The 25,447-nt window shown below is 46.1% G+C and carries 26 protein-coding genes; 21 read left to right on the plus strand and 5 right to left on the minus strand.

Going from position 1 to position 25,447, the window contains the following annotated elements; all coding sequences use genetic code 11:
* Nucleotides 1-16: 16 nt before the first annotated feature.
* Together mtnK and mtnA are read left to right on the plus strand one after the other, a co-directional pair.
* On the plus strand, nucleotides 17-1,249 hold the full coding sequence (mtnK, locus tag BMW45_RS22055; protein WP_092249061.1) for an S-methyl-5-thioribose kinase: 1,233 nt from the start codon (nucleotides 17-19) through the stop codon (nucleotides 1,247-1,249).
* A gap of 121 nt (nucleotides 1,250-1,370) precedes the next feature.
* Nucleotides 1,371-2,477: an S-methyl-5-thioribose-1-phosphate isomerase gene (mtnA, locus tag BMW45_RS22060; RefSeq protein WP_092249063.1), complete on the plus strand. Its 1,107-nt coding sequence runs from the start codon at nucleotides 1,371-1,373 to the stop codon at nucleotides 2,475-2,477.
* 76 nt (nucleotides 2,478-2,553) lie between these two features.
* Here mtnA and BMW45_RS22065 read toward each other — a convergent pair whose 3' ends face one another.
* Complete coding sequence (locus tag BMW45_RS22065) at nucleotides 2,554-3,321, minus strand: DeoR/GlpR family DNA-binding transcription regulator (protein WP_025232806.1); 768 nt, start codon at nucleotides 3,319-3,321, stop codon at nucleotides 2,554-2,556.
* Nucleotides 3,322-3,591: 270 nt separating this feature from the next.
* Here BMW45_RS22065 and BMW45_RS22070 point away from each other — a divergent pair, with 270 nt between their 5' ends.
* The 19 genes from BMW45_RS22070 to BMW45_RS22160 all read left to right on the plus strand — a co-directional run bounded on the left by BMW45_RS22070 (nucleotide 3,592) and on the right by BMW45_RS22160 (nucleotide 21,138).
* The gene (locus tag BMW45_RS22070) at nucleotides 3,592-4,551 is read left to right on the plus strand and encodes a class II aldolase/adducin family protein (protein WP_092249065.1); all 960 of its coding nucleotides are present in this window, start codon (nucleotides 3,592-3,594) and stop codon (nucleotides 4,549-4,551) included.
* Between the two features lie 9 nt (nucleotides 4,552-4,560).
* Nucleotides 4,561-5,982: an aldehyde dehydrogenase family protein gene (locus BMW45_RS22075; protein ID WP_092249067.1), complete on the plus strand. Its 1,422-nt coding sequence runs from the start codon at nucleotides 4,561-4,563 to the stop codon at nucleotides 5,980-5,982.
* 16 nt (nucleotides 5,983-5,998) lie between these two features.
* Nucleotides 5,999-6,337, plus strand: a complete 339-nt coding sequence (locus tag BMW45_RS22080) for a BMC domain-containing protein (protein ID WP_025232809.1) — start codon at nucleotides 5,999-6,001, stop codon at nucleotides 6,335-6,337.
* A 6-nt stretch (nucleotides 6,338-6,343) separates the two neighbouring features.
* Nucleotides 6,344-6,622 (plus strand): BMC domain-containing protein, encoded by a 279-nt coding sequence (locus BMW45_RS22085; RefSeq protein ID WP_025232810.1) that lies wholly within the window; start codon nucleotides 6,344-6,346, stop codon nucleotides 6,620-6,622.
* Nucleotides 6,623-6,643: 21 nt separating this feature from the next.
* Nucleotides 6,644-7,003 carry a BMC domain-containing protein gene (locus BMW45_RS22090; RefSeq protein ID WP_025232811.1) on the plus strand — a complete coding sequence of 120 codons (360 nt, stop codon included), beginning with the start codon at nucleotides 6,644-6,646 and terminating at the stop codon, nucleotides 7,001-7,003.
* A complete protein-coding gene (locus tag BMW45_RS22095; RefSeq protein WP_025232812.1) occupies nucleotides 7,004-7,303 on the plus strand; it encodes a BMC domain-containing protein in 300 nt (99 codons plus the stop codon).
* A 36-nt stretch (nucleotides 7,304-7,339) separates the two neighbouring features.
* On the plus strand, nucleotides 7,340-7,996 hold the full coding sequence (locus tag BMW45_RS22100) for a phosphate propanoyltransferase (protein ID WP_092249069.1): 657 nt from the start codon (nucleotides 7,340-7,342) through the stop codon (nucleotides 7,994-7,996).
* A complete protein-coding gene (locus tag BMW45_RS22105; protein WP_025232814.1) occupies nucleotides 7,993-8,253 on the plus strand; it encodes a EutN/CcmL family microcompartment protein in 261 nt (86 codons plus the stop codon). Before BMW45_RS22100 ends, BMW45_RS22105 begins: the two co-directional genes overlap by 4 nt.
* Nucleotides 8,254-8,282: 29 nt before the next feature.
* Complete coding sequence (locus BMW45_RS22110; protein ID WP_092249071.1) at nucleotides 8,283-9,407, plus strand: extracellular solute-binding protein; 1,125 nt, start codon at nucleotides 8,283-8,285, stop codon at nucleotides 9,405-9,407.
* A gap of 21 nt (nucleotides 9,408-9,428) precedes the next feature.
* On the plus strand, nucleotides 9,429-10,763 hold the full coding sequence (locus BMW45_RS22115) for a CoA-disulfide reductase (RefSeq protein ID WP_092249073.1): 1,335 nt from the start codon (nucleotides 9,429-9,431) through the stop codon (nucleotides 10,761-10,763).
* Nucleotides 10,764-10,794: 31 nt separating this feature from the next.
* Nucleotides 10,795-11,607, plus strand: coding sequence for a CoA transferase subunit A (locus tag BMW45_RS22120; protein ID WP_092249075.1), 813 nt, complete (start codon nucleotides 10,795-10,797; stop codon nucleotides 11,605-11,607).
* Between the two features lie 11 nt (nucleotides 11,608-11,618).
* Nucleotides 11,619-12,344: a CoA-transferase subunit beta gene (locus tag BMW45_RS22125; protein ID WP_092249077.1), complete on the plus strand. Its 726-nt coding sequence runs from the start codon at nucleotides 11,619-11,621 to the stop codon at nucleotides 12,342-12,344.
* Nucleotides 12,345-12,355: 11 nt separating this feature from the next.
* A complete protein-coding gene (locus BMW45_RS22130) occupies nucleotides 12,356-13,519 on the plus strand; it encodes an iron-containing alcohol dehydrogenase (protein ID WP_092249079.1) in 1,164 nt (387 codons plus the stop codon).
* A 33-nt stretch (nucleotides 13,520-13,552) separates the two neighbouring features.
* Nucleotides 13,553-14,566, plus strand: a complete 1,014-nt coding sequence (locus BMW45_RS22135; protein WP_092249081.1) for a dihydroxyacetone kinase subunit DhaK — start codon at nucleotides 13,553-13,555, stop codon at nucleotides 14,564-14,566.
* An 87-nt stretch (nucleotides 14,567-14,653) separates the two neighbouring features.
* Complete coding sequence (locus BMW45_RS22140) at nucleotides 14,654-15,271, plus strand: dihydroxyacetone kinase family protein (RefSeq protein WP_092249083.1); 618 nt, start codon at nucleotides 14,654-14,656, stop codon at nucleotides 15,269-15,271.
* A 447-nt stretch (nucleotides 15,272-15,718) separates the two neighbouring features.
* Nucleotides 15,719-17,608, plus strand: coding sequence for a beta-glucoside-specific PTS transporter subunit IIABC (locus tag BMW45_RS22145; RefSeq protein ID WP_092249085.1), 1,890 nt, complete (start codon nucleotides 15,719-15,721; stop codon nucleotides 17,606-17,608).
* 16 nt (nucleotides 17,609-17,624) lie between these two features.
* On the plus strand, nucleotides 17,625-19,049 hold the full coding sequence (locus tag BMW45_RS22150; protein ID WP_242883210.1) for a glycoside hydrolase family 1 protein: 1,425 nt from the start codon (nucleotides 17,625-17,627) through the stop codon (nucleotides 19,047-19,049).
* Nucleotides 19,050-19,087: 38 nt separating this feature from the next.
* On the plus strand, nucleotides 19,088-19,945 hold the full coding sequence (locus BMW45_RS22155; RefSeq protein WP_092249087.1) for a PRD domain-containing protein: 858 nt from the start codon (nucleotides 19,088-19,090) through the stop codon (nucleotides 19,943-19,945).
* Nucleotides 19,942-21,138, plus strand: coding sequence for an MFS transporter (locus BMW45_RS22160; protein ID WP_092249089.1), 1,197 nt, complete (start codon nucleotides 19,942-19,944; stop codon nucleotides 21,136-21,138). The genes BMW45_RS22155 and BMW45_RS22160 overlap by 4 nt, the downstream gene beginning before the upstream one ends.
* Nucleotides 21,139-21,170: 32 nt before the next feature.
* On the opposite strand, the gene BMW45_RS22165 is transcribed toward BMW45_RS22160, so the two are convergent.
* The 4 genes from BMW45_RS22165 to BMW45_RS22180 all read right to left on the minus strand — a co-directional run bounded on the left by BMW45_RS22165 (nucleotide 21,171) and on the right by BMW45_RS22180 (nucleotide 25,330).
* Nucleotides 21,171-22,844 (minus strand): S8 family peptidase, encoded by a 1,674-nt coding sequence (locus tag BMW45_RS22165; RefSeq protein WP_092249091.1) that lies wholly within the window; start codon nucleotides 22,842-22,844, stop codon nucleotides 21,171-21,173.
* A 75-nt stretch (nucleotides 22,845-22,919) separates the two neighbouring features.
* Nucleotides 22,920-23,465: a nitroreductase family protein gene (locus BMW45_RS22170; RefSeq protein WP_092251159.1), complete on the minus strand. Its 546-nt coding sequence runs from the start codon at nucleotides 23,463-23,465 to the stop codon at nucleotides 22,920-22,922.
* A 104-nt stretch (nucleotides 23,466-23,569) separates the two neighbouring features.
* Nucleotides 23,570-24,628 carry a hypothetical protein gene (locus tag BMW45_RS22175; RefSeq protein ID WP_092249092.1) on the minus strand — a complete coding sequence of 353 codons (1,059 nt, stop codon included), beginning with the start codon at nucleotides 24,626-24,628 and terminating at the stop codon, nucleotides 23,570-23,572.
* 120 nt (nucleotides 24,629-24,748) lie between these two features.
* Entirely contained in the window at nucleotides 24,749-25,330 is a 582-nt protein-coding gene (locus BMW45_RS22180; RefSeq protein WP_025232832.1) for a TetR/AcrR family transcriptional regulator, read from the minus strand.
* Between the last annotated feature and the right edge of the window lie 117 nt (nucleotides 25,331-25,447).

Below are 25,447 nucleotides of genomic sequence, written 5' to 3' on the forward strand. Positions count from 1 at the left end.
GGGGAAGGTGACAGGAATGTCTAAATACGACAGTTATTTTTTGATGAAAGCGGAAGAGGTACCGGATTATGTTAAGGAGAAGCTTACCTATTTTGATGCGGATGCCAGGCTGGAATGTAAGGAAATCGGAGACGGAAACTTAAACTACGTATTTCGTGTAAAGGATCCTGCAAGCGGGAAAACCATCATCGTGAAGCAGGCAGGAGAAGCGCTTCGTATTTCAGCAGAAATGCATGTTTCCACCGACCGCGGAAGAATTGAAGCAAAGATTCTTGGAATCCAGGATTCTTATGCACCGGGGCTGGTTCCAAAGGTTTACCTGTATGACGGAACCATGTGTGCCATGGTCATGGAGGATATGATCGGTCATACCATGATGCGTACCGGTCTGTTAAAGCATGAGACTTATCCTAAATTTGCAGATCATGTGACCACTTTTATGGTTAATTCCCTTCTACGTACAACGGATGTTGTCCTGGGACACAAAGAGAAAAAAGAGCTGGTTAAAAGCTTTATCAATCCGGACCTGTGCGAGATTTCAGAGGACTTAGTATACAGCGAACCCTTTATTGATTACAACCACAGGAACAATGTATTTCCGCCCAATGCAGAATTTGTAAAGAAGGAACTGTATGAGGATCAGGCTTTGCATCTGGAAGCGGCCAAGCTGAAATTTGAGTTCATGAACAATGCCCAGTCTCTGATTCATGGAGACTTACATACTGGCTCTGTGTTTATCAATAAAGAGCACACTTATATTTTTGATCCGGAATTTGCCTTCTTCGGCCCCATGGGCTATGATATCGGCAATGTCATTGCTAATATGTTTTTTGCATGGTGCAACGGCGATGCTACCATTGAAGATGAAAAGGAAAAAGAGGAGTTCTGCGGCTGGTGCCTAAGTACGATTTCCGACATTGTGGACTTATTCATTGAAAAATACAATAAGGTTTTTGATGAGCACGTAACGGAAACCATGGCAAAGGTCCCAGGGTTTAAGGAGTGGTATCTGGAAGGCATCCTTTCTGATACTGCAGGTGTGGCTGGACTTGAATCCATCCGCCGGACCGTAGGAATGGCTAATGTCATTGATATTACCACAATTCCCGATGAGGAAAAACGGGCCAGGGCCGAAAAGATCGTCATTTCGCTGGCAAAGAATTATATCATGAACCGCCGCAGCTTCCGGAGTGGAGCGGATTACTTGAATGCAATAAAAGAGGCAATAGGTAAGTTTGAAAGCCGGTAATACGGGGTTGAAAGCCGGTAACAAAAAAGGGATAAGGTTGAAGAAAAAACGTCCTTCAACCTTGAGTTTGTGAATCAACTGGATATGCTCGCATATCCGCTTGATTCATTAGGAGGCAAAAATGAGCGAAGAAACAAAAAAATCCATCATGGACTATGATACTGTTGCCCTTGATGATGAGAACAATGCCCTGGTCATCATAGACCAGACGCAGCTTCCGTATCATACGGAAATCCTTTCCCTGACAAAACAGGAGGATATCTGGAATGCAATCTATCTTCTTCAGGTAAGAGGGGCACCTGCCATCGGTGTGGCGGCAGCCATTGGCATCTATATGGCTGCAAGAGAGATCAAAGCAGATGGTTTTGATGACTTTTATGCAGAATTTCAAAAAGCAAAGGACTATCTTGATTCCGCACGTCCCACTGCCGTCAATTTATCATGGGCACTTAAACGGATGGAACAGGTGGTTTTGAAAAATAAAGAGAAAACCGTTCCTGAGATCGTTGAGATTCTTCATAAAGAGGCGATAGAGATCCGGGAAGAAGATATCTGGGTCTGCAAGATGATCGGGGAATATGGTCTGTCTCTTGTAAAGCCTGGCGACGGCCTTCTGACCCACTGCAATGCCGGGCAGCTGGCAACGGTAAAGTACGGAACTGCAACAGCTCCCATGTATTTGGGACACGAAAAAGGCTATAACTTCCGCATCTTTTCGGACGAGACAAGACCGCTTCTTCAGGGAGCGAGACTGACCTCTTTCGAATTAAAGGAGTCTGGTCTTGATGTTACAGTGATTTGCGACAACATGTCAGCGACCGTCATGAGAAATGGCTGGGTCGATGCCGTATTTGTAGGCTGCGACCGGGTGGCTGCCAACGGGGATACTGCAAATAAGATCGGAACCTCCATGGTAGCACTGGCGGCCAAACGCTACGGTGTGCCCATGTATATCTGCGCCCCAACCTCCACCATTGATATGAACACTCTTACCGGCAAGGAGATCCACATTGAGGAACGTCCGGCAGAGGAAGTTGTGGAAATGTGGTATAAAAAACGGATGGCACCGGAAGGCGTAAAGGTATTTAATCCTGCATTTGATGTGACTGATAATGATTTAATTGCAGGGATCGTGACGGAATACGGGATCGCCAGAGCACCCTATACAGAATCATTAAAAGAAATATTCAGGAAAAAGGAAGAAGCCCTGAAAGCAAAGGAAATGTAAGCGGTTGTTGTCTGAACCTTACATAGGAAAAGAGGATGTCTCATAGGAACTGGGACATCCTCTTGCCAAAATCAGATCATGCTTCCGTAGCTTCAAGAAGCTCTACGTTGTTTTTTAAAAGATATTCTCTCCATTGTTCATTCATCTGCTTATCTGTGACCAGTCCTTTGATGGTTTCAAAACCGGATATCCGGATGAATGAGGTTTTATCGAACTTGGAGTGGTCAGCGATCAGATACACATGATTGCTCCGGGTCATCAGTGTCTGGCGTATGGCGGCAATGGCTTCGTTGGAATCGGTGATCCCGTGTTCTATGGAAACGCTTCTGCAGGACATAAAGGTCTTGTCTAAGTAAAAGGATTCCAAGTTCCGGATTGCTGTATTTCCTACAAAGGCTTTGTCCCGGGGGGTATAGGAGCCTCCGATGGAAATGAGGCGGATATCTTCTTTATCATAAAGTTCATTGATGATCAGCAGGGAGTTTGTCACCACGGTAAGGCGCATTCCCTGGAGAGCTTTTGCCAGCTGCAGGGATGTGGTAGAGGCATCTAAGAAAATGGAGTCGCCGTTGTGAATGACGGACAGGCACTTTTTTGCGATAGCCTGCTTGCTTTCCATATATGCGGTTTCCCGGATCGTTAATTCTACGTTATTCTCAACCCCATCTTGTATGAATGCACCGCCGTATGTTCTGGTCAGGAACCCGTCATCCTCCAATTGCTTTAAATCCCGCCGGATGGTTTCTTCGGTCACGGAAAAAATTTTGGAAAGTTCGGTCACCGTAACGCTTTTCTTTTCTAAAATAATATCTTTGATCTTGGCTTTCCTTGTTACTGCTAACATAAGTATATTCCTTTCTTTATGGCGATAAATGTTAATTAAAATAAAATGCAATACAAAACCATAGAAATCATGTGGTATATAAGTATATTGTATAATTATTTTGTTTAAATGTAAAGGAGAAATAGTTGAAATAAAAATAAAACAGTAAAAACAGAAATAAAACAACATAAAACATTGACAAACAGACACAAAAATGGTAAAAATACAGTATAAAAGAGGAAAGTTCGGACAGAGAGAACATGTAATTGTTTGGACTTTGGAGGTAAAGATATGATGACAGTTCAAGGCGTAAAGTACATGTCTGATTTTGAGGCCAAAAAGGCAATTTTGGATATCGGCAGACGTATGTACGAAAAGGGCTTTGTAGCCTCGAATGATGGAAACATCAGCTGTAAGGTAGGGCCGAACACCATCTGGACGACGCCGACCGGGGTATCAAAGGGATTTATGACTCAGGATATGCTGGTAAAGATGGATTTGAACGGAAAAGTGCTGATGGGAAGATGGAAGCCCTCCTCAGAAGTAAAGATGCATTTAAGGGTTTATAAGGAAAATCCGGATGTGCAGGCAGTTACCCACGCCCATCCTTTGGTGGCGACCAGCTTTGCCATTGCCGGGATCAGTCTGGATGCTGCAATCCTTACGGAAGCAGTACTGGGGCTTGGGTCTATCCCGGTTGCAAAATACGCAACACCGGGTACAGAGGAAGTTCCTGATTCCATAGCGCCCTTTGTGAAATCTCACAATGGTGTGCTCCTTGCAAACCATGGAGCGCTGACCTGGGGAAAAGATATTCATCAGGCGTTTTACAGGCTGGAATCCATCGAATATTATGCGACTATATTGATGTATACAGGCAATATCATCGGACGCCAGAATCTGCTTTCCTGCGATCAGGTAGATAAGCTGCTGGATATCCGGCATAAGCTTGGCATCACGGCAGGCGGAATTCCACCGTGTTCCGTAGAAGTAACGAATATGAAGGATGTGGTTACTGCAGCAGATGTCCGCCCGGCAGAACAGACAGGAACAGGACCGGTACTAAAAGGGGTAACATCCATTGTAAGGCCGGGAGAGAGTCTGCCAGTTTCCGGTTGCGGCTGTACCGGCGTAACGCAGAAGAGCTTGACCTTAGAGGAACAAAAGCCTGTGGAGGCGGAAGCTTTAGGTAAGGCAAAGAAGGAAATCATAGCCGAAGTAGTGAGAAGAGTGATAGAGCAGCTAAACTAGGAGGCAATCATGGAAATTGGGGCAAAAGAGATAGAACTGATTGTAAAGGAAGTGCTTGCTGGCATAGAAAGCAGGGGTGTAAAGCCTTCTTACTTTTCCTCTCAAAGTGAAAATGGGGTATTTGAACAGGTAGAGGATGCCATTGCAGCGGCCCACACGGCCCAGCGTGAATGGGTAGAGCATTACAGGATAGAAGACAGGCGGAGAATCATTGAAGCCATACGAATAACTGCAAAAAGCCATGCGAAAACCCTAGCAAAGATGGTTTGGGAAGAAACTGGCATGGGACGCTTTGAGGATAAGATCCAGAAGCATATGGCTGTTATTGAAAAGACCCCTGGCGTGGAATGTCTGACCACGGATGCCATTTCAGGTGATGAAGGATTGATGATAGAGGAGTGTGCTCCTTTTGGGGTAATCGGAGCCATTACGCCGTCCACCAATCCTACAGAAACCCTGATCAATAATACCATCAGTATGATAGCCGGAGGAAATTCCGTTGTATTTAATGTCCATCCGGGAGCGAAGAGATGCTGCGCCCATTGTCTGGAGCTTCTTCATCAGACCATTGTGGAAAACGGAGGACCGGCAAATTTAATCACCATGCAGAAAGAGCCTACCATGGAGGCCGTGAGCAAAATGACGGCTGATCCCAGAATCCGCCTCATGGTTGGTACCGGAGGAATGCCCATGGTTAATGCCCTGCTTCGCTCCGGAAAGAAGACCATCGGAGCAGGCGCGGGAAACCCGCCGGTCATTGTAGACGATACGGCGGATATAGATCTTGCAGCAAAAGAGATCTACCGTGGAGCTTCCTTTGATAACAACATTCTGTGCCTGGCGGAAAAGGAAGTCTTCGTCATGGAACGTGTTGCGGATGAGCTTGTGAATAAGATGGAAAAGGAAGGTGCGTACCTCCTTAATTCCAGGGAGTTAAATGAAATCCTTAAGTTTGCCATGATTGAAAAAGACGGCAGCTATGAAGTGAATAAAAAATGGGTAGGAAAGGATGCGACCCTGTTTTTAGAAGCCATAGGGGTTTCCGGGCACAAGGATGTCCGCCTTCTGATCTGCGAGACAGACAGAAGCCATCCCTTTGTAATGGTAGAGCAGCTGATGCCCATACTTCCCATTGTACGCTTAAGGACTTTTGAGGAATGCGTGGAGTGTGCAGTGGCGGCAGAGTCAGGCAACCGCCATACGGCATCCATGTTTTCCAGAAATGTTGAGAACATGACCAAATTTGGAAAAATCATTGAGACAACCATTTTTACGAAGAACGGCTCAACCTTAAAAGGGGTAGGAATCGGCGGAGAGGGCCATACGACCATGACAATCGCAGGTCCTACCGGAGAGGGTCTTACCTGTGCAAGAAGCTTTACCAGAAGACGCAGGTGTATGCTGGCAGAAGGAGGCCTGCGGATCATCTAGAGAGGGGAAGGTACATATGGCAATCGGCTTTTTGGAATGTGCAGGATATGGCGCAGTTCTTTATGCTATGGATAAGGCCTGTAAGGCAGCAAATGTGAGGATCATCGGGATCGACACCATCAATCCAAAGGATGCGACTGCATTCATTCCCCTTACGGTCCAGGTGAAATTTGAAGGCGGAATCGATGATGTGAAAGAGGCCTGTGAGGCAGCAAAAAGAGCAGCTCTTAAGTTTAACAGTCCGGAAGAGGTTTTGGTAGAGATGATCGAAAAACCATATGAGGGAACCAAGGCGTTATCTCATATAACAAAGGTATCGTTTGAGGAAGAAAACATTATAAATTTCAGGAGGTAGCAGGATATGGCATCCACATCAATTGGGTTAGTTGAAACAAGGGGTTTGACGGCATCCATCGAAGCAGCAGATGCGATGTTAAAGGCGGCAGATGTTGAGCTTGTGGGAACCGAGAAAATCGGCTCCGGTCTGGTAACCGTCATTGTAACCGGAGAGGTAGGCGCGGTAAAGGCAGCCACCGAGGCAGGAGAGGCGGCAGCTTCCAGAGTTGGGGAACTGGTAGCAGTTCATGTGATTCCAAGGCCGCACCAGGACATTGATAAAATTTTGCCAAGGATCAAATAGACATCAGCAAAGGTGGGCGTCATGAAAACAAACCGAAACGCCATAGGGGTTTTAGAAATCAATTATTATGCCAATACCGTTGTGGTGGTCGACCAGGCCTTAAAGGCGGCTGAAGTGGAAATTGTAAGCTGCCACAAGAAGCTGGGAGGAAGGATGTGCCACACGGTATTAGCGGGTGAGACCTCGGCGGTTCGTGCCGCCGTGGAGGCGGCTAAAGAGGCAGGACGGATCGTGGGAGACGACAATGTAAAAGTATCCGTGTCCATTGAAAACCCTCATCCGGAGGTATTGAAGCTTTTAAATATGATTGACAGGCATGAAAACGAAAAGAATTCTGTAAAACCAGAGGAAGAAGAGCACAAAATCAAGGAGGAAAAGTAAATGGCAGAGACAGCAGTAAAAAAGGGAATGTTAGCACTTGGAATGATTGAGACAAGAGGCCTTACCGCATCGATCGAGGCAGCAGATGCCATGTTAAAGGCAGCAGACGTTGAAATGGTGGGAACCGAGAAAATCGGCTCCGGTTTGGTGTCGGTTATGGTTCAGGGAGACGTGGGAGCTGTCAAGGCGGCAGTGGAAGCAGGAGAGGAAGCAGCCTCCAGAGTGGGAGAGGTAGTAGCAGTTCATGTGATCCCAAGACCCCATAATTCCATAGGCGGAATTCTTCCATTCCTTAAATAAAAAGAACAGGAAAGAGTTTAGAGGCGGAGGCTTACAATGGAAAACAGGGAAGAACTGATTCAGAAGGTAACCGCACTGGTCCTGGATAACTGGAAGAGGCTCAGCACACAGCCTTACCAGGTTCCTGTTGGAATCTCGGCAAGGCATGTGCATCTGTCAAAGGAACATGTGGAAGCGCTTTTTGGAGCCGGCTACCGGCTGACTCCAATGAAGGCTTTAAGCCAGCCGGGACAGTTTGCCTGTGAGGAACAGGTTGCTGTTTCTGGTCCGGCCGGAACGCTTCCTAAGGTACGGATTCTAGGACCGGAGAGAAAACAAAGCCAGGTGGAAATGGCCTCCGGTGACTGCAGGATCCTTGGAATACAGCCACAGGTAAGATCATCAGGAGATTTAAAGAGAACTCCCGGGATCATGTTGAAAGGACCAAAGGGAGAGGTCCTTCTGACAGAGGGCGTCATCATCGCGGACCGTCATATCCATATGACGCCGGAAGACGCCCAGTGGTTTGGAGTATCGGATCAGGATCGGGTAAGTGTTTCAGTCGATGGGCCAAAGGGCGGTGTGCTCGGCCATGTACTTATTCGTGTTACCCGTGACAGCAGGCTGGATTTCCATGTGGATACAGACGATGCCAATGCGTTTCAGTTAAAGCAGGGACAATGGGTAACCATTAGAAAGGAAGAGGCCAGGTGATATTAGGAACAATCATGGGAACTGTGGTTTCCACAAGAAAATGCAGGAATCTGGTTGGATTCAAGCTACTTTTGGTAGAACCATATTATGGGGATCAGAAGGATATTTTTGTAGCGGCCGATACCATTGGTGCAGGGATTGGGGAACTGGTACTAGTAACCACTGACAATACGACTCAGTATGCACTGGACCGTTCGGCACCTATAGATGCCTATATCGTTGGCATCGTAGATGCGCCGCCGCAGCCGGGAAGGTAAGGCTTAACGTAGTAGGAGAGGTAGTGCTTATGGAACAGGAAACGCTTAAGATTTTGGCAGTGGCAGATCCGGCGGTGGAAGGTTATCTGGATAAAGAACTGGGGATTATAGACGGATATGGAGGAAACGTGGATTTTCATATCGTGCCCTGGGCGGATTACTATCCGATGATGATGAAAGCATTTACAGGGGAAGCAGATTATGACATTGTCATGGTTGCAGGCCATTTATGGCTTCGTGACTTTGTAGAAAACGGATACCTTTCGGAACTTGCGCTTGAGGAAGAAGACATCCTTCCGGTCATTGCAGAAGAAATGAAGTATAAGGGAAAGGCGTATTTATCTCCCTCATTCTGTGACGGACATATGATCGTCTACCGTAAAAGCCTCCTTGAACAGGTGTTGGGAAAAGAACTTGGAAGCGTCATCACTCCCCGGGAATACATAGAAACGGCAAAAGCTTACAAGGCGGCCTGTGGGGAACAGGCAGTAGCCATGAAGGCTGATAAGTCTGAGATATTTACCGATGCCCTTCCCTTCCTGCGCATGTACGGAGGAGATGCTTATGATCCCGATGGATCTGCGGCCTGCGGAAAGGAAGATGCGGTAAAGGGTCTGAAATCCTATGTGGAACTGAGAGCTTGTGCAGTTAGTGGTACGGATAGCTTCGGCAACGGGGAAATTGCAGAAACTATCCGCCAAAAAAGAGCTGCTATGGCAGTTACCTGGAGCGGTCAGATGGGAGAAGTGTTTAAGGAAGGCTGTATGGAACCAGAGGATCTGGGATTCTCCACTTTTTCCACGGCCTGGAACGTGACCTGGTCCTTTGGAATCTGCTCAAGCTGCAGGAAAAAAGAAGCTGCTGAGAAATTTCTTTCGTACCTTCGGTCACCGGAGGTGGATCAGAAGGTGGGAAGAATGAGTGGTGCTCCTGTAAGAAGAGGAAGCTATCTGGAAGGAGCCGGTGACTGCCCCTGGTTTCCGGTACAGCAGAAGATGATGGAACTTGCAAGACCCCTTCCCGATCTGTCAAAGGCAGGGGAGAAAAACGGAGTCCTTTATGAGAAAATCTTTGAGGCTTTTTCCGGAAAAAAGACAGCAGAAGAAGCCATGAGGGAAGCCGGGAAAATGATGAGTGGCATAACCGAGCTGTAACAATATGATCAGGGAGAAAACATGAAGATTATTATAATTGGAGGAGTAGCGGCAGGAATGAGTGCCGCCTCCAAGATCCGCAGGGTCGACCCGGACGCGAAAGTAACGGTCTATGAAAAGGGAGGTTTTCTCTCTTATGGAGCGTGCGGACTTCCCTACTATGTGGGAGATTATAACGATGATTACCGCAAGATGATCGCCCGTTCACGGGAGACCTTTACCAAGATGGGCATAGAAACCTTCCTCCGCCACGAGGTACAATCCGTTGACGTGGATAGGAAAGAAGTCCTTGTAAAGAACCTTGAAAATGGTCAGGAATTTACGGATTCTTACGATAAATTAATGATAGCTGTGGGGGCATCGGCTGTTGTTCCTCCTTTTCCGGGCAGGGAGCTTATGGGAGTCCATGTATTAAAGTCCATGGAAGACGGGATCTTTTTAAAGGAATATGCAAAAATGCCGGAAATCCGGAACATCGTCATCGTTGGAGGTGGATATATCGGAGTGGAGTGTGCGGAAGCATTTTTGAATCTGGGAAAGAATGTCCGCATGCTTGAGGCAGCTCCCAGAATTCTTATGCCCTTTGACGAAGAAATCGCCGCCCTGGCCCATGATGAGCTGGTAAAGTCAGGGGTTCTGCTTAACACCGGAGAAAAGGTGGAAGGGTTTTATGGAGACGGTCTTTATGTAAAAGGTGTGAAAACAGATAAGGGAACCTACGATGCGGATCTGGTGATCGTTGCCGTGGGTGTCCGTCCCTGTACGGAATTTTTGAAGAACACAGGAATCTCCATGGGGAAAAACGGCGGTCTCATCGTGGACCGGGAAATGAGAACTTCTATTCCGGATGTGTATGCGGCGGGAGACTGTATTTTAGTCTATAACGAAGTATTAGAGGAAGACAGCTTTCTGGCTCTCGGAACAGTTGCGAACAAATGCGGCAGAATCGCAGGTGCCAATTTAGCAGGGGGCCATGAATCGTTTATCGGTGCCCTTGGGTCTGCGGCGATCAAGGTGTGCGGGCTGGAACTTGGACGTACGGGTATGGGAGAAGGAGATGCCATACGTCTTTCTAAGGATTATAAGACTTTGATAATCCAGGCAAACGACCATCCGGCGTACTATCCGGATCCAACGCCAATTACCATAAAGCTGATCTATGAAAAAGGAACAAAAAGGCTGCTTGGCGCACAGACCTGCGGGCAAAAGGGGGCTGTTTTGCGGGCAGATGTATTCGCTGTGGCAATTCATTGCAGGATGACAACGGCAGAGCTTGGAATGACGGATCTCATTTACGCACCTCCATTTTCCGGGGTATGGGATGCCATCCAGATTGCCTGCAATGCAGCGAAATAAAGGAGTGCAGGATAGAAAGTGAGGTCAGACCATGAGTAAAATAATGACTTTGCAGGAGGCAGCAGCCCGGATCCATGACGGGGATATCCTTGGTCTTGGCGGCAATGTGCTCCATAGGGCGCCCATGGCAATGGTCCGGGAGCTGGTGCGTCAGAAAAAAAGGGACTTAAAGCTGGTAAAGACGGCTGGAGCCATGGATGTCGACATGCTTTGCTTCGGAGGCTGTGTTTCCAGTGTAGATGCCGGCTTTATCAGTTATGAAAGTGAATATTCTCTGGCCGGACATTACCGTAAGGCCGTTGAAAGCGGAGCTGTGAAAGGAAATGAGCATGCCTGTTATACGGTGATCTCCGCGCTCCGTGCCGCCAGCTACGGAGTGGGATTTATGCCTGTAAAAGGACTTGTGATCAGTGACTTAATCGATGCCAATGATTATTTTATACGGGTCGAGGATCCGTTTACAAAGGAGCCGGTGACAGTGGTAAAGGCCATAAGGCCGGATGTTGCGGTCATCCATGTGCAGGAGGCGGATGAAGATGGGAACGCCAGGATCACAGGACCGTTATTCGAGGATGTTCTGTTTTCCAGGGCGGCCAAAAGAGTCATCCTGACAGCAGAGAATATCGTCCATGGATCTGCATTTACTGGCAGTTCAAAAAAGGCGGATATTCCTCATTTTCTGGTAGAAGCAGTTGTCAGAGTTCCCAAAGGGGCTGCACCCTGTTCCTGTCCGGGTTCTTATGATATTGACGGAAAGAATTTAAAAGAATTTAAAGGGCTGAAAGATTTGGACGGCCTGAATGCCTATTTAAAAGCATTTGAAAAGTCCGATTACAAAGGATAAGGGGGCATGGCATGATGGAAGAAAAATACAGAGTCAGCGATATTATGGTCTGCGCCATGGCCCGCCTCATACCTGACGGCAGCAAGGTGTTTCACGGAGTGTCCTCCCATATGCCTATGATTGCGCTGCTGCTTGCAAAAGCGCTTCATGCGCCGGGAGCAGTGCATTTGAATATTCCGGGCGGGACAGACCCGGATCCGGTGAGACTTAAAAAGTATACCAGTGCAGGCCCGGAGCTTTTGGAACGTGCCACAGCCTATTTTCCTTTAATGGAAGTATTTGACCTGGCCATGAGAGGGGAGTTAGATGTAGCATTCTTAAGCGGAATCCAGTTTGATTCCCACGGCAATGTCAATGCGTCGGTTATTGGAGATTATAAAAAACCAAAGGTGAGGATGCCGGGAGGAGCAGGCAGTGCCGTTCTCATACCAACGGCAAAGAGGGCGATTCTCTGGAGGACAAAGCATGACAAGCGCACCTTTGTGAACCAGGTGGATTTTGTAACTACCAGGGGAAATGTGGAACGGATCATCACCCCCTTATGCATATTTAAAATGGAAAACGGGGAAATGGTTCTGGATACCATTCACCCAACTTCCAGCTTAGAAGAGGTACAGGAAAATACCGGATTTCCCATAAAATCCTCCCATATCGCCTATACGCCCCTTCCTACAAAGGAAGAGCTGAGCGTGCTGAAACGGATCGATCCGGGAGATTTCAGAAATATAGAATTCTAAGGAGGCCATTTATGGCACTTGAAAGGATCAATGCAGTAGGGACCAGCTTTTTTGGCCGCGGTTCCATTGGGTTGCTGCCGGATGAGTTTAAGAAACGGGGATTTAAACGGGCACTTATCGTCACGGACCCCTTCCTGTATAAAAACGGTACCGGAGACAAAGTGGGAGCCTGCCTATTAAAAGCCGGTGTGGAATACGCTATTTATTACCTGGTTGAGCCCAATCCCACCACCATGGTTGTGGGTGACTGCCTGGAGGCTGCTAAGGCCCTGGAAGTGGATCTTTTGGTGGCAGTGGGCGGAGGCTCTGCCATAGATACGGCAAAGGCAGTCAGCATTGTGATGGCAAACGGCGGTAAGGTGGAGGACTATGAAGGGGTAGAACGCTCTCTTGATCCGGGAATGCCCATTGTGGCGGTGAATACTACTGCAGGTACCGGATCAGAGGTTACGTCGTTCTATATCGTGACCGATCCGGTGAGACATTCCAAAATGTGTATGGTAGACTCGAACTGTATGGTCACCATTGCCGTTAATGATGTAGACTTCATGATGAGCATGCCAAAAGCCCTCACGGCTTCCACAGGAATGGATGCCATGACCCATGCCATTGAAGCGGCTGTGGCAAAACGAGCTACTCCATATACGGATAAGGATGCCCTTTGGGCAATGGGTGTGATTGGTACATACCTTCCGGAAGCGGTGGCTGACGGAAGTAATGAGAAAGCCAGGGAGATGATGGCTTATGCGGAATACAGTGCGGGCATGGCATTTTCCAATGCAGGTCTTGGCATGGTGCATGCTATGGCCCATTCTCTTGGAGGGCTCATGAACCTGCCTCACGGCATCTGCAATGCGGTTTTGCTGCCTTTTGTCATGGAATTTAACGGAAGCAGGCCGGAAGCCGCAGAGCGGTATAAGAAGGTGGCAGAGGGACTTAAGATTCCCGGGGCGTCTGCCATGACAGGGGAACAGGCTGTGAAGGAAACTGTGGCCTGTATCAGGCGGCTGTCAAGGGAGGTAGGGATTACACAAAGTCTTAAAGAGCTTAAGGTAAATCCTGAGGATTTTAAGGCTCTGGCGGAAATTGCACTTAAGGATACCTGTATGGAGGACAATCCCTTTAAACCAACACTTGGGCAGGTTATAGAAGTGTATCGGAACGCATATGGTTGAACTGCAATAAATTGTGGGAAGGAGAAGGAATAAATGAAAAAACTGATTAATGTACCGGAAAACTATGTAAATGAGATGCTGGAGGGAATCTACCTTGCGCATCCGGACTATGTTACTTATACGGAAGGCGACTTGCGCTGCCTGGTTACCTCCAATAAGGTGGAGGGAAAAGTAGGAATTGCAACCGGAGGGGGTTCGGGGCATCTTCCTCTGTTTCTAGGTTATGTAGGAAAAGGAATGTTAGACGGCTGTTCGGTGGGAGATGTTTTCCAGTCTCCCAGCGCGGAGCAGATGCTTAACGTAACGAAACGCATTGACTCCGGAGCCGGTGTTCTTTATATTTACGGCAATTATAACGGGGATATCTTTAATTTTGATATGGCCGCAGAGATGGCAGATATGGAAGAGGATATCCATGTGGAAAGTGTTGTTGCAGGGGAAGATGTGGCATCTCCCAAGGCAGCTCCAGGAGAGAAGAATACCAGAAGAGGAGTAGCCGGTATCTTTTTTGTATATAAGTGTGCCGGAGCAGCTGCTGCAGCCGGTAAGGATTTACAAGAGGTAAAACGGATCGCAGAGAAAGCGGCGGCCAATGTAAGGACCATGGGAGTGGCACTTACTCCCTGTACAGTACCGAGAGTCGGTCATCCGGGATTTGAGATAGGAGAGGATGAGATGGAAATCGGCATGGGAATCCATGGAGAGTCCGGAATCCGCCGTGGGAAACTGGAAACAGCAGATGAGATCACATTGGAAATGATGGAAAAAATCCTTGAAGATATTCCATACTGTGCCGGAGATGAGGTTGCGGTTCTGGTAAACGGACTGGGCGCTACTCCTCTTGACGAGCAGTATATTGTGGCAAGAAAGGTCAATATGATTCTGGAAGAGAAGGGAATCAAGGTGCACCGTTATTATGTAGGTGAATATGTAACCTCTATTGAGATGGCAGGCTTATCCATTTCCCTTCTGAAAATGGATGAGGAACTGAAGGGCTATCTGGATGCTCCGGCTGATACACCATTCTTTAAGCAGGGAATTGTCTAAAGATCCTATTGGAGTAGGTGGCATAAGAGCATAACGTTTGTCACGATTATTTATGCCGCCGGCATCAGCGGCAGAATGGAGGCTGATATGAACCAGCAGGAACTGATAGCCATACTTGGCAGAATAAGTAAGATCATGGTGGAAAACCGAAACTACTTAATTGAACTGGACAGTGTTGTGGGAGACAGTGATCTGGGACTTACGATGACGGATGGATTCCAGGCGGCTTACGACGCGGTTTCAGATGGATCGGAGCCGGATCTGGGCAAGCTATTGTACAAGGCAGGAAAGACCATGGGAAATAAAGTTCCTTCTACCATGGGGACATTGATGGCAGCAGGTCTGATGCGTGCCGGGAAGACACTAAAAGGAAAGACAGAATTGTCCGGTGCAGATGCTGTTTCCTTGTTTGAAGCTTATGAAGCAGGTGTTGCCGATCTTGGTAAAGCGAAATTAGGGGATAAGACCTTTCTGGATGGATTTCATCCCGGAGTGCAGGTACTTAAGGCTGAAGTGGAAGCCGGAGTGTCCCTTGAAGAAGCTTTTGGGAAAGCGGCAGCGGCTGCATGGAATGGTTTTGAACAAACAACGACTATGATTGCCGTTCATGGAAGAGCGGCAACAAGAGGAGAAGCGTCCCGATCTTTAAAAGATCCTGGGGCTGCTGTTGCAGCTCTTATCATGAAGGCAGTTGCAGACAGATAAGATGATGACTAAGGGGGCTTAAACATGAAGCTGCATGCTCATTGAACCTGGACAGATCAGAACATTTGCGGTCAGGACGAAAAATGAAACGTAAGTTTTAAGAATAAGGGAGCAGATAAGGGAAACAATCTGCTCCCATAAATATAAAACCACTGTTTTTTGTTAAAATTAGACGATTTTCATGTTGAAAAATTGGGAAAAATGTAGAAAAATCTAAAATTAGTTGCATCAATTTGCAAACGGTGTTATATTGTATCCAGTTGAGTACAACTAAATAGCAAAACAGGAAGACGTGTTACTGGTAATGCAGGCAAGATCGGATTGAGCAAAGAGTTATAAGGCTTATTATTTTTAGTCTTATGATTTATATCGCTTGGTCGGGTCTTTTTTATTTTGTCATTCCGGCCGGGTGATGAGATATGATAACACTTGAAAGGGGTTTGGAAAATGAATTATAATCAAATAGCCAAAGACATTATAACAAATGTCGGCGGTTCCGATAACATAAGGGGACTCACCCATTGTTTTACCAGATTAAGGTTTGAGTTAAGAGATACAAAGAAGGCAAAGAAAGAAGTAATTGAACATCTGGAAGGTGTTATCTCCGTAGTGGAAAGCGGCGGGCAGTTCCAGGTCGTTCTGGGAACAAAAGTCACAAAGGTTTACGAAGCGATCCTTCCCATGATATCATTAGAGGAAAATACAGCAGACAGCGAAGAAAAGGGTTCTGTCTGGAACCGGATTCTGATTGCCATTTCCTCCATGTTTACTCCCATGGTTCCGGCGATTGCAGCCTCCGGACTTTTAAAAGGTCTTTTGACCATCGCAAGAATTACAGCCTCCAATCACGGGCTGGATATTACCGTCAACCAGACTTATATTCTCATTATGGCTGCCACAGACGCATTGTTTTATTTCATGCCAATCATACTTGCTTATACTAGTGCAAAGGTATTTAAGGCAAATGAATTTATTGCCATGGCACTTGGCGGTACCATGTGCTACCCGGCGGTTGTTTCCCTGATGACTGGGAGTGAGGCTGTCAGCATGTTCGGCATTGCAATTACAAAGGCAAGCTATGCGTCATCCGTGATTCCCATTATCATCGGAGTATTTATTCTTGCATATATACAGAAGTTTTTAGAAAAGATAATTCCTGAAGTATTAAAAATCATACTGGTTCCAGGCATATCCCTGCTGGTTATGATTCCTGCGACCTTTATGGTGTTTGGTCCCATTGGCATCTACATCGGTAATGGCATTAACTTTATCTACACTGGAATGATGAATTTAAGCCCTGCTTTGTGCGGAGCTTTTGTGGGCGGCATGTGGTGCGTATTTGTTATTTTCGGAGCACACAGAGCTCTGCTTCCCATTGGTATCAATGATGTGGCCCAGTTCGGCCACCAAAACCTGCTGGCTTTTGCCGGTGCAGCAAATTTCTCTCAGGGCGGTGCAGCTCTTGGAGTCATGTTAAAAACAAAGAGCAAGGACTTAAAAACAGTTGCCGCTTCTGCAGCCATATCCGCTTCTGTTTGCGGCATTACGGAGCCTGCTATTTACGGTTGTAACCTGCGGTTAAAAAAGCCTATGATCTATGCAATTATCTGTGGTGCCATCGGCGGTGCGATCATGGGTGTGGGAGGCGTATACGGCGATTCCTTTGCCAATAACGGGGTGCTTACCTTTGCAACTTATGCGGCTTTCGGTATGAAGACCTTTATTTATTATCTGATCGGTGTTGCAGTATCCTTCTTTGGAGCAATGGGACTTACATTCCTGTTCGGTTTTGATGACATCAGCGGAAAAGGCGAACGAGTTTCCGGTTCAGATGAAGGAGCTGCCGAATTCCAGGATGTTTTGGGTATTACTTCTGGGGCTGACATATTGATCAGCTCACCGGTGGAAGGTACTGCAGTGCCCATGACATCGGTAAACGATGAGGTTTTTTCCTCTATGGCGTTAGGGAACGGAGTTGCGATTGTCCCGGAAAAGGGTGAAGTTGTCGCTCCGGAAGACTGTACCGTGACCATGGTTTATCCCACGCTTCATGCCTTGGGGCTTATGCTGGACAGCGGTGCTGAAATGATTATTCACGTTGGAATCAATACGGTCCAATTGGAAGGAAAGCATTTTAAAAAACATGTGGAAGAAGGTACCCATGTCACGAAGGGAACCAGGCTTTTATCCTTTGACTTAGATGCCTTAAAGAAGGAAGGATATGATACGGTTGTTCCTATCATCATCAGCAATACTGCTGCTTTTAGCGAGGTAACAGGAATTACCGGATCAGGAGCTTCTCTTCAAAAGCCAGTGATCGCAATTAAAAATAATTAGTAAAGGAAATATAGATATGGAAATGACAAAAACAAATTTCCCAAAAAACTTTTTATGGGGAGCTTCCTCTTCGGCATTCCAGATTGAAGGCGGATGGGATGAAGGAGGAAAGGGCATTACAGTTGCTGATGTCAATTCCTTTAAGCGCTCGGATATCCAGGCTGACAGCAAGGTCGCCAGTGACTTCTACCATCATTGGGAGGAGGATATCCGGTTAATGAAGGAACTGGGAATGCAGATTTACCGGTTCTCAATTTCATGGGCCAGAATCATACCGGATGGAGATGGAGAGATAAACCAGGCAGGAATTGATTTCTATCATAAGATCATCGATCGTCTGTTAGAACAGGGCATTCAGCCCTTTATCACCTTATATCACTTTGACCTTCCCTATGCCCTTGCCAGGAAATATAACGGCTGGGAATCCAGAGAATGTGTAAAGGCCTTTGAGCGTTATGCAAAAATATGTTTTAAAGCCTTTGGAGACAGAGTCACCTACTGGCAGGTCCACAACGAGCAGAATCTTATGGTGAGAGTAAACGAACGGATGAACATCACAACGGATGACGCATGGGAAGCCGACCGCCAGAGAGCCCAGATGGATTACCACATGTTCCTGGCTCATGCCCTGGCGGTGAAAGCCTGCCATTCCATCATACCGGATGGAAAGATCGGTCCTGCGGTATCCTCCACCTGTACCTATCCGGAAAGCAACAGACCGGAAGATGTTTGGGCGGCCCGGATGAACGACTGGTTTAAGACGGATTACTGCCTGGATATGCATTACTACGGCCGTTATCCCGGATATTACATGCGCTATCTGGAAGAAAGGAATATCGTACCGGTTATGGAGCCGGAAGACGAGGAGATTTTAAAAGGCGGGGCGATGGATTTTATTGCCCTGAATTATTACCGGACCCTGTGTGTCCGGTACCTTCCGACTGATGAGGGGCATCTGGCAGGGGAGAGGGCATTCCCCATCAATGAAGTGGATTTTGACCAATACGGTTATTTTCATCATATAAAAAATGAGCATCTGGTTTCCAGTGAATATGGAGCCCAGATCGATCCGCTGGGCCTTCGGACCGTATTAAACAGCTATTATCAGAAATACCACCTTCCCCTCATCATTACGGAAAATGGCCTGGGAGCCGCCGATACCCTGACAGAGGACGGCAAAGTCCATGATGAGTACCGGATCAGCTATTTAAAGGCACACATTAAGGCGATAAGCCAGGCAATCGAAGACGGGGTTTCGGTTATGGGATATTCTCCCTGGTCGTTTATGGATCTTCTCAGTTCCCATGAGGGCTTTCGCAAGCGGTATGGTTTTGTCTATGTCAATCGGGATGACCATGACTTAAAGGATATGAGCCGTGTGAAAAAGGACAGTTATTTCTGGTATAAGCGGGTGATTGAAACCAATGGAGACGAACTCTGAGTTTGATTTCGTGAGAATAACAGAAATGGGGTTGGGTAATGAGGGTTGTAAAAGTAATGAATAATTCCCTGCTGCTGGCACTTGATGACAGCGGCAGGGAAGTGATCCTGATGGGAAAGGGAATTGGATTTAATAAGTCCATTGGGCATCACTTAAAAAGTGAAGACATTGAAAAGGTATTTGTCTTAAAGGACCGGTCAATATCAAAGAATATCATCCGGCTTGCCTCAGAAATAGACAGTACCTATTTTGAACTGGCCAAACAGGTTATTGATTATGCCATTGACACCTATGGAATGGTACTGATGGAGCATATTTATCTGGGACTTACAGACCATTTGTCTTTTGCTGTAAAAAGGAACAATGAGGGGATTTTAATACAAAATTTCTACACACAGACCTTAAAACGTTTCAATCCAAAGGAATTTAAAGTTGGCTTATATGCCCTGCAGCTTGTGAGGGAGCGGCTGCAGGTGGAACTGCCTGAAGATGAGGCTGGAAATATTGCCTTTCATTTTATTAATGCACAGACAAATAACTTAAACAGTACGGATAACCAGAAGATATTTGAGACAGTCAAGGGTATTTTGGATATTGTAAAATACAACTTTTCCATACTCTACGATGAGGACGGAATCGGCTACACCCGCTTTGTGACTCATCTGCGCCTCTTTGCACAAAGGCTTGTAAACGGAAGTCAGGATTTATATGATTATGAAGATTCCTTTTACACTCATGTTCTTGAGAGCTGTCCCAGGGAATATGAATGTGTAAAGAAAATCGGTGTGTTTATCAGAGAAAAATTTGAATCAAAGCTGTCCAAACAGGAAGAGATGTACTTAGCTGTCCACATCCACAGAATTTTAGAGGAATACGCTCAAAGGGAAAAAACATGAAAGAACAGACTTTAAACCAGCTTACGTTTACGCGCAGACAGGAAATCCATTACCTTGCTATGGTATCGCTGTTCTGGTTTGCACAATATGTATACATTCCATACCAGACGACTTTTTTAACTGCCAGTGGAGCCAGCAGCGCATTTACCGGAATGGTTGTGGGGGCTTATGGAATTTCCCAAATGGTGTTAAGGTTTCCCATAGGCCTTTGTGCGGATTCTGTTGGCAGACATAAATATTTTATAATGGCAGGAGCAATTGCCTCCGGAACCGCCTCTGTTTTCCGGGTATTCTGGTGCAATGGCACAGGGTTTCTGGTTGCCAATTTCTTCTCCGGACTGGCTTCTGCCATGTGGATTTCTTATATGGTGTTCTACACCAATCATTTTTCTGCCGGAGATCAGCAGGCTGCCACCAGCCGGATCGTACTGTTTAATAATTTTGGAATGCTTCTTGGCTTTCTGTGCAGTACAATCAGCTATCATCGTATCGGCATGGCAGGAATCTGCATGTTAAGCATGTGCGCGGGCCTGATGGCTTTTCTTCTTTCAATTGGAATTAAAGAAACAGATGTTAAACCCGGCATACATAAGACCAGAGAACTGCTTTCTGTCTGTAACATCAGGCACTTGTGGCTGTTCTCTTTCATAGCTCTGATTCAGCAAGGGATCCAGCTGACAACTGCCATGTCGTTTACCAACCAGATATTAAAAGAATTGGGCGCATCGGATGGGATTGTAGGGATATCCTCTGTGATCTATATGATATCATCCGTAGGATTTGCAGCTTTCGCTTCTTCCGGGACCTGCAGCCGCAAAGGTCCAAGGTTCTGGATTCCGCTGGTATTTGCTGTTGTGGCTTTCTATTGTATCCTGGTTCCGGCCGCCGGGAACATACCTGTGCTTTTACTGCTGCAAATTTTACCTGGGATGTCCACCGGCATCTTGTTCTCTTTTGCAACCTCGGAAGCTATGCAGGGCATACCGGCCGGCAGCAAATCTACGGCCATGGGAATGTACCAGGCTGTTTATGCGCTGGGAATGACAACCTTCCCGATCTTTACCGGGTCGCTGGCTGCCAGGGCAGGAATACAGACCGGGTATTTGCTGCTGGCAGGGATTGCCTGCCTGGGTGGAATTGGGGCAGTGGTGTATTATAAAAAAGTAGCTGCCAACCATGGGTTAGGCAGCTAAAGCTAGTTTTCACATTCTTAATTCCAGATTCATCAAATCACAGATATCCTTTGAAACAGTTTGTATATGTCTATCTGCCCATATCCACAATTCTCATTGGGAAAAGAATAGGTGCTGTCTCTCTGTGCCCCCCGCATGATCATATGGTTGATCTGGACGCCGGTGACGGTAGTGTGGTTGCCTTTGCAGTACCCCCATTCCATGACCATGGCAGAGGCTCCCGCTGCGTGTGCGGCAGCGGCTCCTGTACCTGTAAGGCTGCCATATTGATTTCCTGGGAGTGCGCAGGGAATTAAGTATCCGGGAGCGGCGATATTAGGATTGATTTCCCCGAATCTGGAATAACCTTTTCCTGATTCACCCAGAATACTGCCATCAAACTGGTTATAGGCGGCAACGGTCAGAGGATTTCTGGCATTTCCCGGGGCTGTAATGGTGGTGCTGGGGTTTGCCTGATAGAAATATGTTTCGTTTGAAATCAAGTTCCCTGACGGCAGCCAGGAATGGAAGGAAAAAGGTTCATTTTCTATGCTTGTGACCTGGAAATACCAGATTCCTGGAGTTGGATTGTCAAACCGCAATAAAATAACCTGATCCCCTGTTGAACCTTCCAAAAGGATATTGTTGATCCAAATGGTAGTTTGGCCCATGGAAAGGCTGAATTTTTGGCAAACACCGGCAGGGGGAGATATGCTCTGAATGAATTCCTGGTTAGGCGGGAATATTTCAATGCTTACTTTCCCAGGAGGAAAGGGCCAGATTTCCATCGTAAATTTTTTATCATTTCTTCCTATTTTTAGGTTAAAGCCATTGCGGAAAGGAGTAGCCGCCGAATGGTGGAAATAATGTCTGCGGCTGTCTCCTTCATTCCCTGCGGCTACCAATACGTCAATTTTGGGCATTTGTACGATGTGTTCTAAATAAGAGCTGATAACTCCCAATCCATCATGGCCTCCTTGATTGCTTCCCAATGCGATGCATATAACGAGAGGAAGCTCTTTTTCTTGCGAGACGGAGAGCAGGTAACGGATTCCCAGCATAATATCTGATTCCTGATAGCACAGGGCATTATCCGGAGCAAAGAACAGCTTTTTTAAATTTTGCTTCGCTTCTTTTAATTTTACTATGATAAGCTCGGTTTGGGGAGCAACACCGGTAAAAGAGTTTTTTTCATCGGGGCTGCCTGCGATTACACTGGCGATTGCTGTACCATGTCCATTGTTATCAGCAGTAGGCACCATGGATAAGGGGTTCTTGGATTTCAATGCAGTATTGATGTGTTTTTTCGTATATTCTGAGCCGAAACTAAAGTCCTTGGGAGGTTTGCCGGTCTGGTCGGTCTGGTCCCATATGGAAAGAATACGGGTGGTACCGTCATGATATTTGAATGCGGGGTGCTGGTAGTCGATGCCGGTGTCTATGATGCCGATGGCTACCCCAAGCCCCATCAGGCTTAAATCGGGATGCCTCCGGACATTGGTAATGCCTGATTTATCTATGCTCACTTTAGAAGTAAGTGTAAAAAGAGAGGGGAAATTATCGTAAGGGTACCGTCCCAGGTCACAGGCGTCCATATTGTTTTTCCATATATGCATCAATGAATATTTATCATTTAAAACCGTAAGATTATTACCGGTATCAAAACTGGGAACTAAAGAATTACTAATGATCAAGTCATAATATTCGTTATCCAATATTTTATTCATGCTAATGCCCCCAACCTGCTATTTTAAACGCAGTATATAGTTATCTTATGCATGCATATGGGGGTTCATGAAAGGTTACCGTTCTTTGGGGGAGTCAATGCCGCTAAAGGAGTTGTAGAAAACAGTATGGTCTATAGCAAACCGTTTCTCATGAAGAGGGTGAGGAGCGCAGTTTTCTCCGGGATAACCCATGGGAAGCAGAGCAACGGGAATTAAATGTTCCGGAATATCAAATGACGAACGGATGCATACAGGGTTAAAATGACCTACCCAGGTACTGCCTAATCCTAAATCAACCGCTTCAAGCATCATCTGCGTGGCAACTATGCTTGCGTCAACTTCTCCCATATCCTTATTGTCATAAGACCTTTTCCAGCTGACTGTGGAATCATAACATACCAGCAAAGCCAGAGGAGCATGAAAATGATAGGTGGTGCAGGATTTTAATTTAGCAAGATTTTCTTCACTGTCAATGACAAGAATCCGCTGGGGTTGATAATTCACAGCAGTAGGAGCGATTCTTCCTGCTTCCAGGATCAAATCCAGTTTTTCCTTTTCTATTTTCCGGTCGCTGAATTTTCTCATTGAGTAACGTTCTTTTGCCAATTGTAAAAATTCCATAATAACATCTCCTTCTGTTTTTAATAAGCTTACTATAGCATAAAAAGAAAAATAGGAAAAGACGGAACCGGTCCGTAAGGACTGTCCGTCTTTTTCGTGTGATATCATCCAAGCGGAGTTGCATTTCCTGTTACTTCATCGTACTGAAAGGCCACATTGCTGGTTTCATAGTCAAATAAATAGGTGGCAATATAAATCAGGGTACTGTCAGGCAGTCGTTTGTATGTCCTGACTGTATAGTAATTTTTTCCGTCGATTTTAGATATTCCAGGAGATGCGATAAATTCGTAAGAGTCGGCAGCTTCCGCCAGGCCAAGCTTTTCCTGACTTAGGGAGCGGACGGCATCCTCTGCCTGCTCTATGGTATTGGTCGCTTTTGGCTGTTTTTCAAAATCCGCGATTATCTTTTTCTGCTGATTCCACTGGTCTTTAAAATAGGTGCTCCAGGGCTGGTTTTCTTTACTTGTGGTTACGGTATAGCTGTCTGCTTCGGATTCCAGGGTAATGGAAAGATAGGAAGCGGAATCTTTAGACGGCCCGGCAAGCTGATAAAACTCTGAGCTTGTCTTAAGGGTCTCGTCTGCAGAAGGCTGTCCGGACTCTGACTGTTCGGGTTTATCCGTTACGTTAATGAAATTCTTTTTTCCTTCCAGATAATCCATGTAGCTTTTTATATCAGCGGAGGTATCTTCCACATGAATATACTTGTAACTCGCCCCAAGGCCGGAGGTTCGTGAAGCAGTGCCGGCAGAAGATTCCTCAGGTATATTGTTCTGATCAACGGGTTCCTTCGTTTCTGTATCAGGGCTGGTTTCGGAAGCCTCCAATTTTTCAAAATCGCGTTCACCAACAATTTCAGTAACCGAAGAAATATCTTCTTCTTTCGAAAAGTAGTAGGTTGGCGCAACTCCTGCCTTTTCTTCCGGCTCCCCCTTCTTTTGGGAAGTAAGCAGAATAATGGCCTGAACAGATCCCATAATAACGATCAGCAGGGCGGCTCCCATCAATACGAGAACTCTTTTATTTTTAGGTAATAGACTTTTTCCTTTGTCTTTTGGAACTTTGGCCGGTTTTGCTTTATTTTGTTTGTTTTTTACTGCATTCCCTTTTTTTGAGGTTGTCTTGGGTATCTTCTCGTTTTTGGATTTTATATTTTTTAGCATAAAGTTCATCCTTGTGTAATTATTGATGCAACATACAGTTAAATGGCTGTATGACATCGCTACCCATATATCGGTTGATTCCAGACAAAAAATAAGGATTTCGGACAAAAAATGATTTGTTTAAACAGCAAGGAGCTTTTGTGCAGTTCCCATGATCATCTTATCCACAAATTCGGCTACCTCTTCCTTTGGCTGCTGCATATCCGTATCAAGCCATTGTTTCAGGACACCGGTTAGTCCATAAGTGATAAATTCAAGGTAGTAGTTCAGGGGTACTTCCCTGGCAGCAGGATACTGCTCCCTGATGATTGTTGTACCGTTTTTTAAGACAAGGGTATGGAAGCGGTTTACAAAATCATTGGAGGAGCTATTCTCAAAAAGGATTTTACATATCTTTTTGTTCTCTTCAATATAATGAATGATTGGTATAACAACGGGCAGGAGTGACCCCTTTTTAAAGGCATAGCGGCAGTTACTTACCATATCCTGAAAATCATCTAAGACTTCGGATTCCATTTCCTGTAACAGGCTGTAAGTATCTGCATAGTGAAGATAAAATGTACCCCGGTTTAAATCTGCCAGTTCCGTGATGTCTTTCACGGAAATATTCTTAAAGTCCTTTTTTTCCATGAGTTCAAGAAGGCTTTCTTTCAATAACTTCTGAGTTTTTCGGATGCGGCGATCCTGTTTTTGAGTTTCCATATGATTCCTCCAATTGTGTTTCTGGACTTGTTTCTCATTTCAGAGCCTGAATCTCTGAAAATCATGAACGCTATATCAAAGAGTGTTGAGTATTGCATGAAAAAAGATTTTTTGTTT

Source organism: Lacrimispora sphenoides, from assembly GCF_900105215.1.
In the GTDB taxonomy this organism is placed as follows: domain Bacteria; phylum Bacillota; class Clostridia; order Lachnospirales; family Lachnospiraceae; genus Lacrimispora; species Lacrimispora sphenoides_A.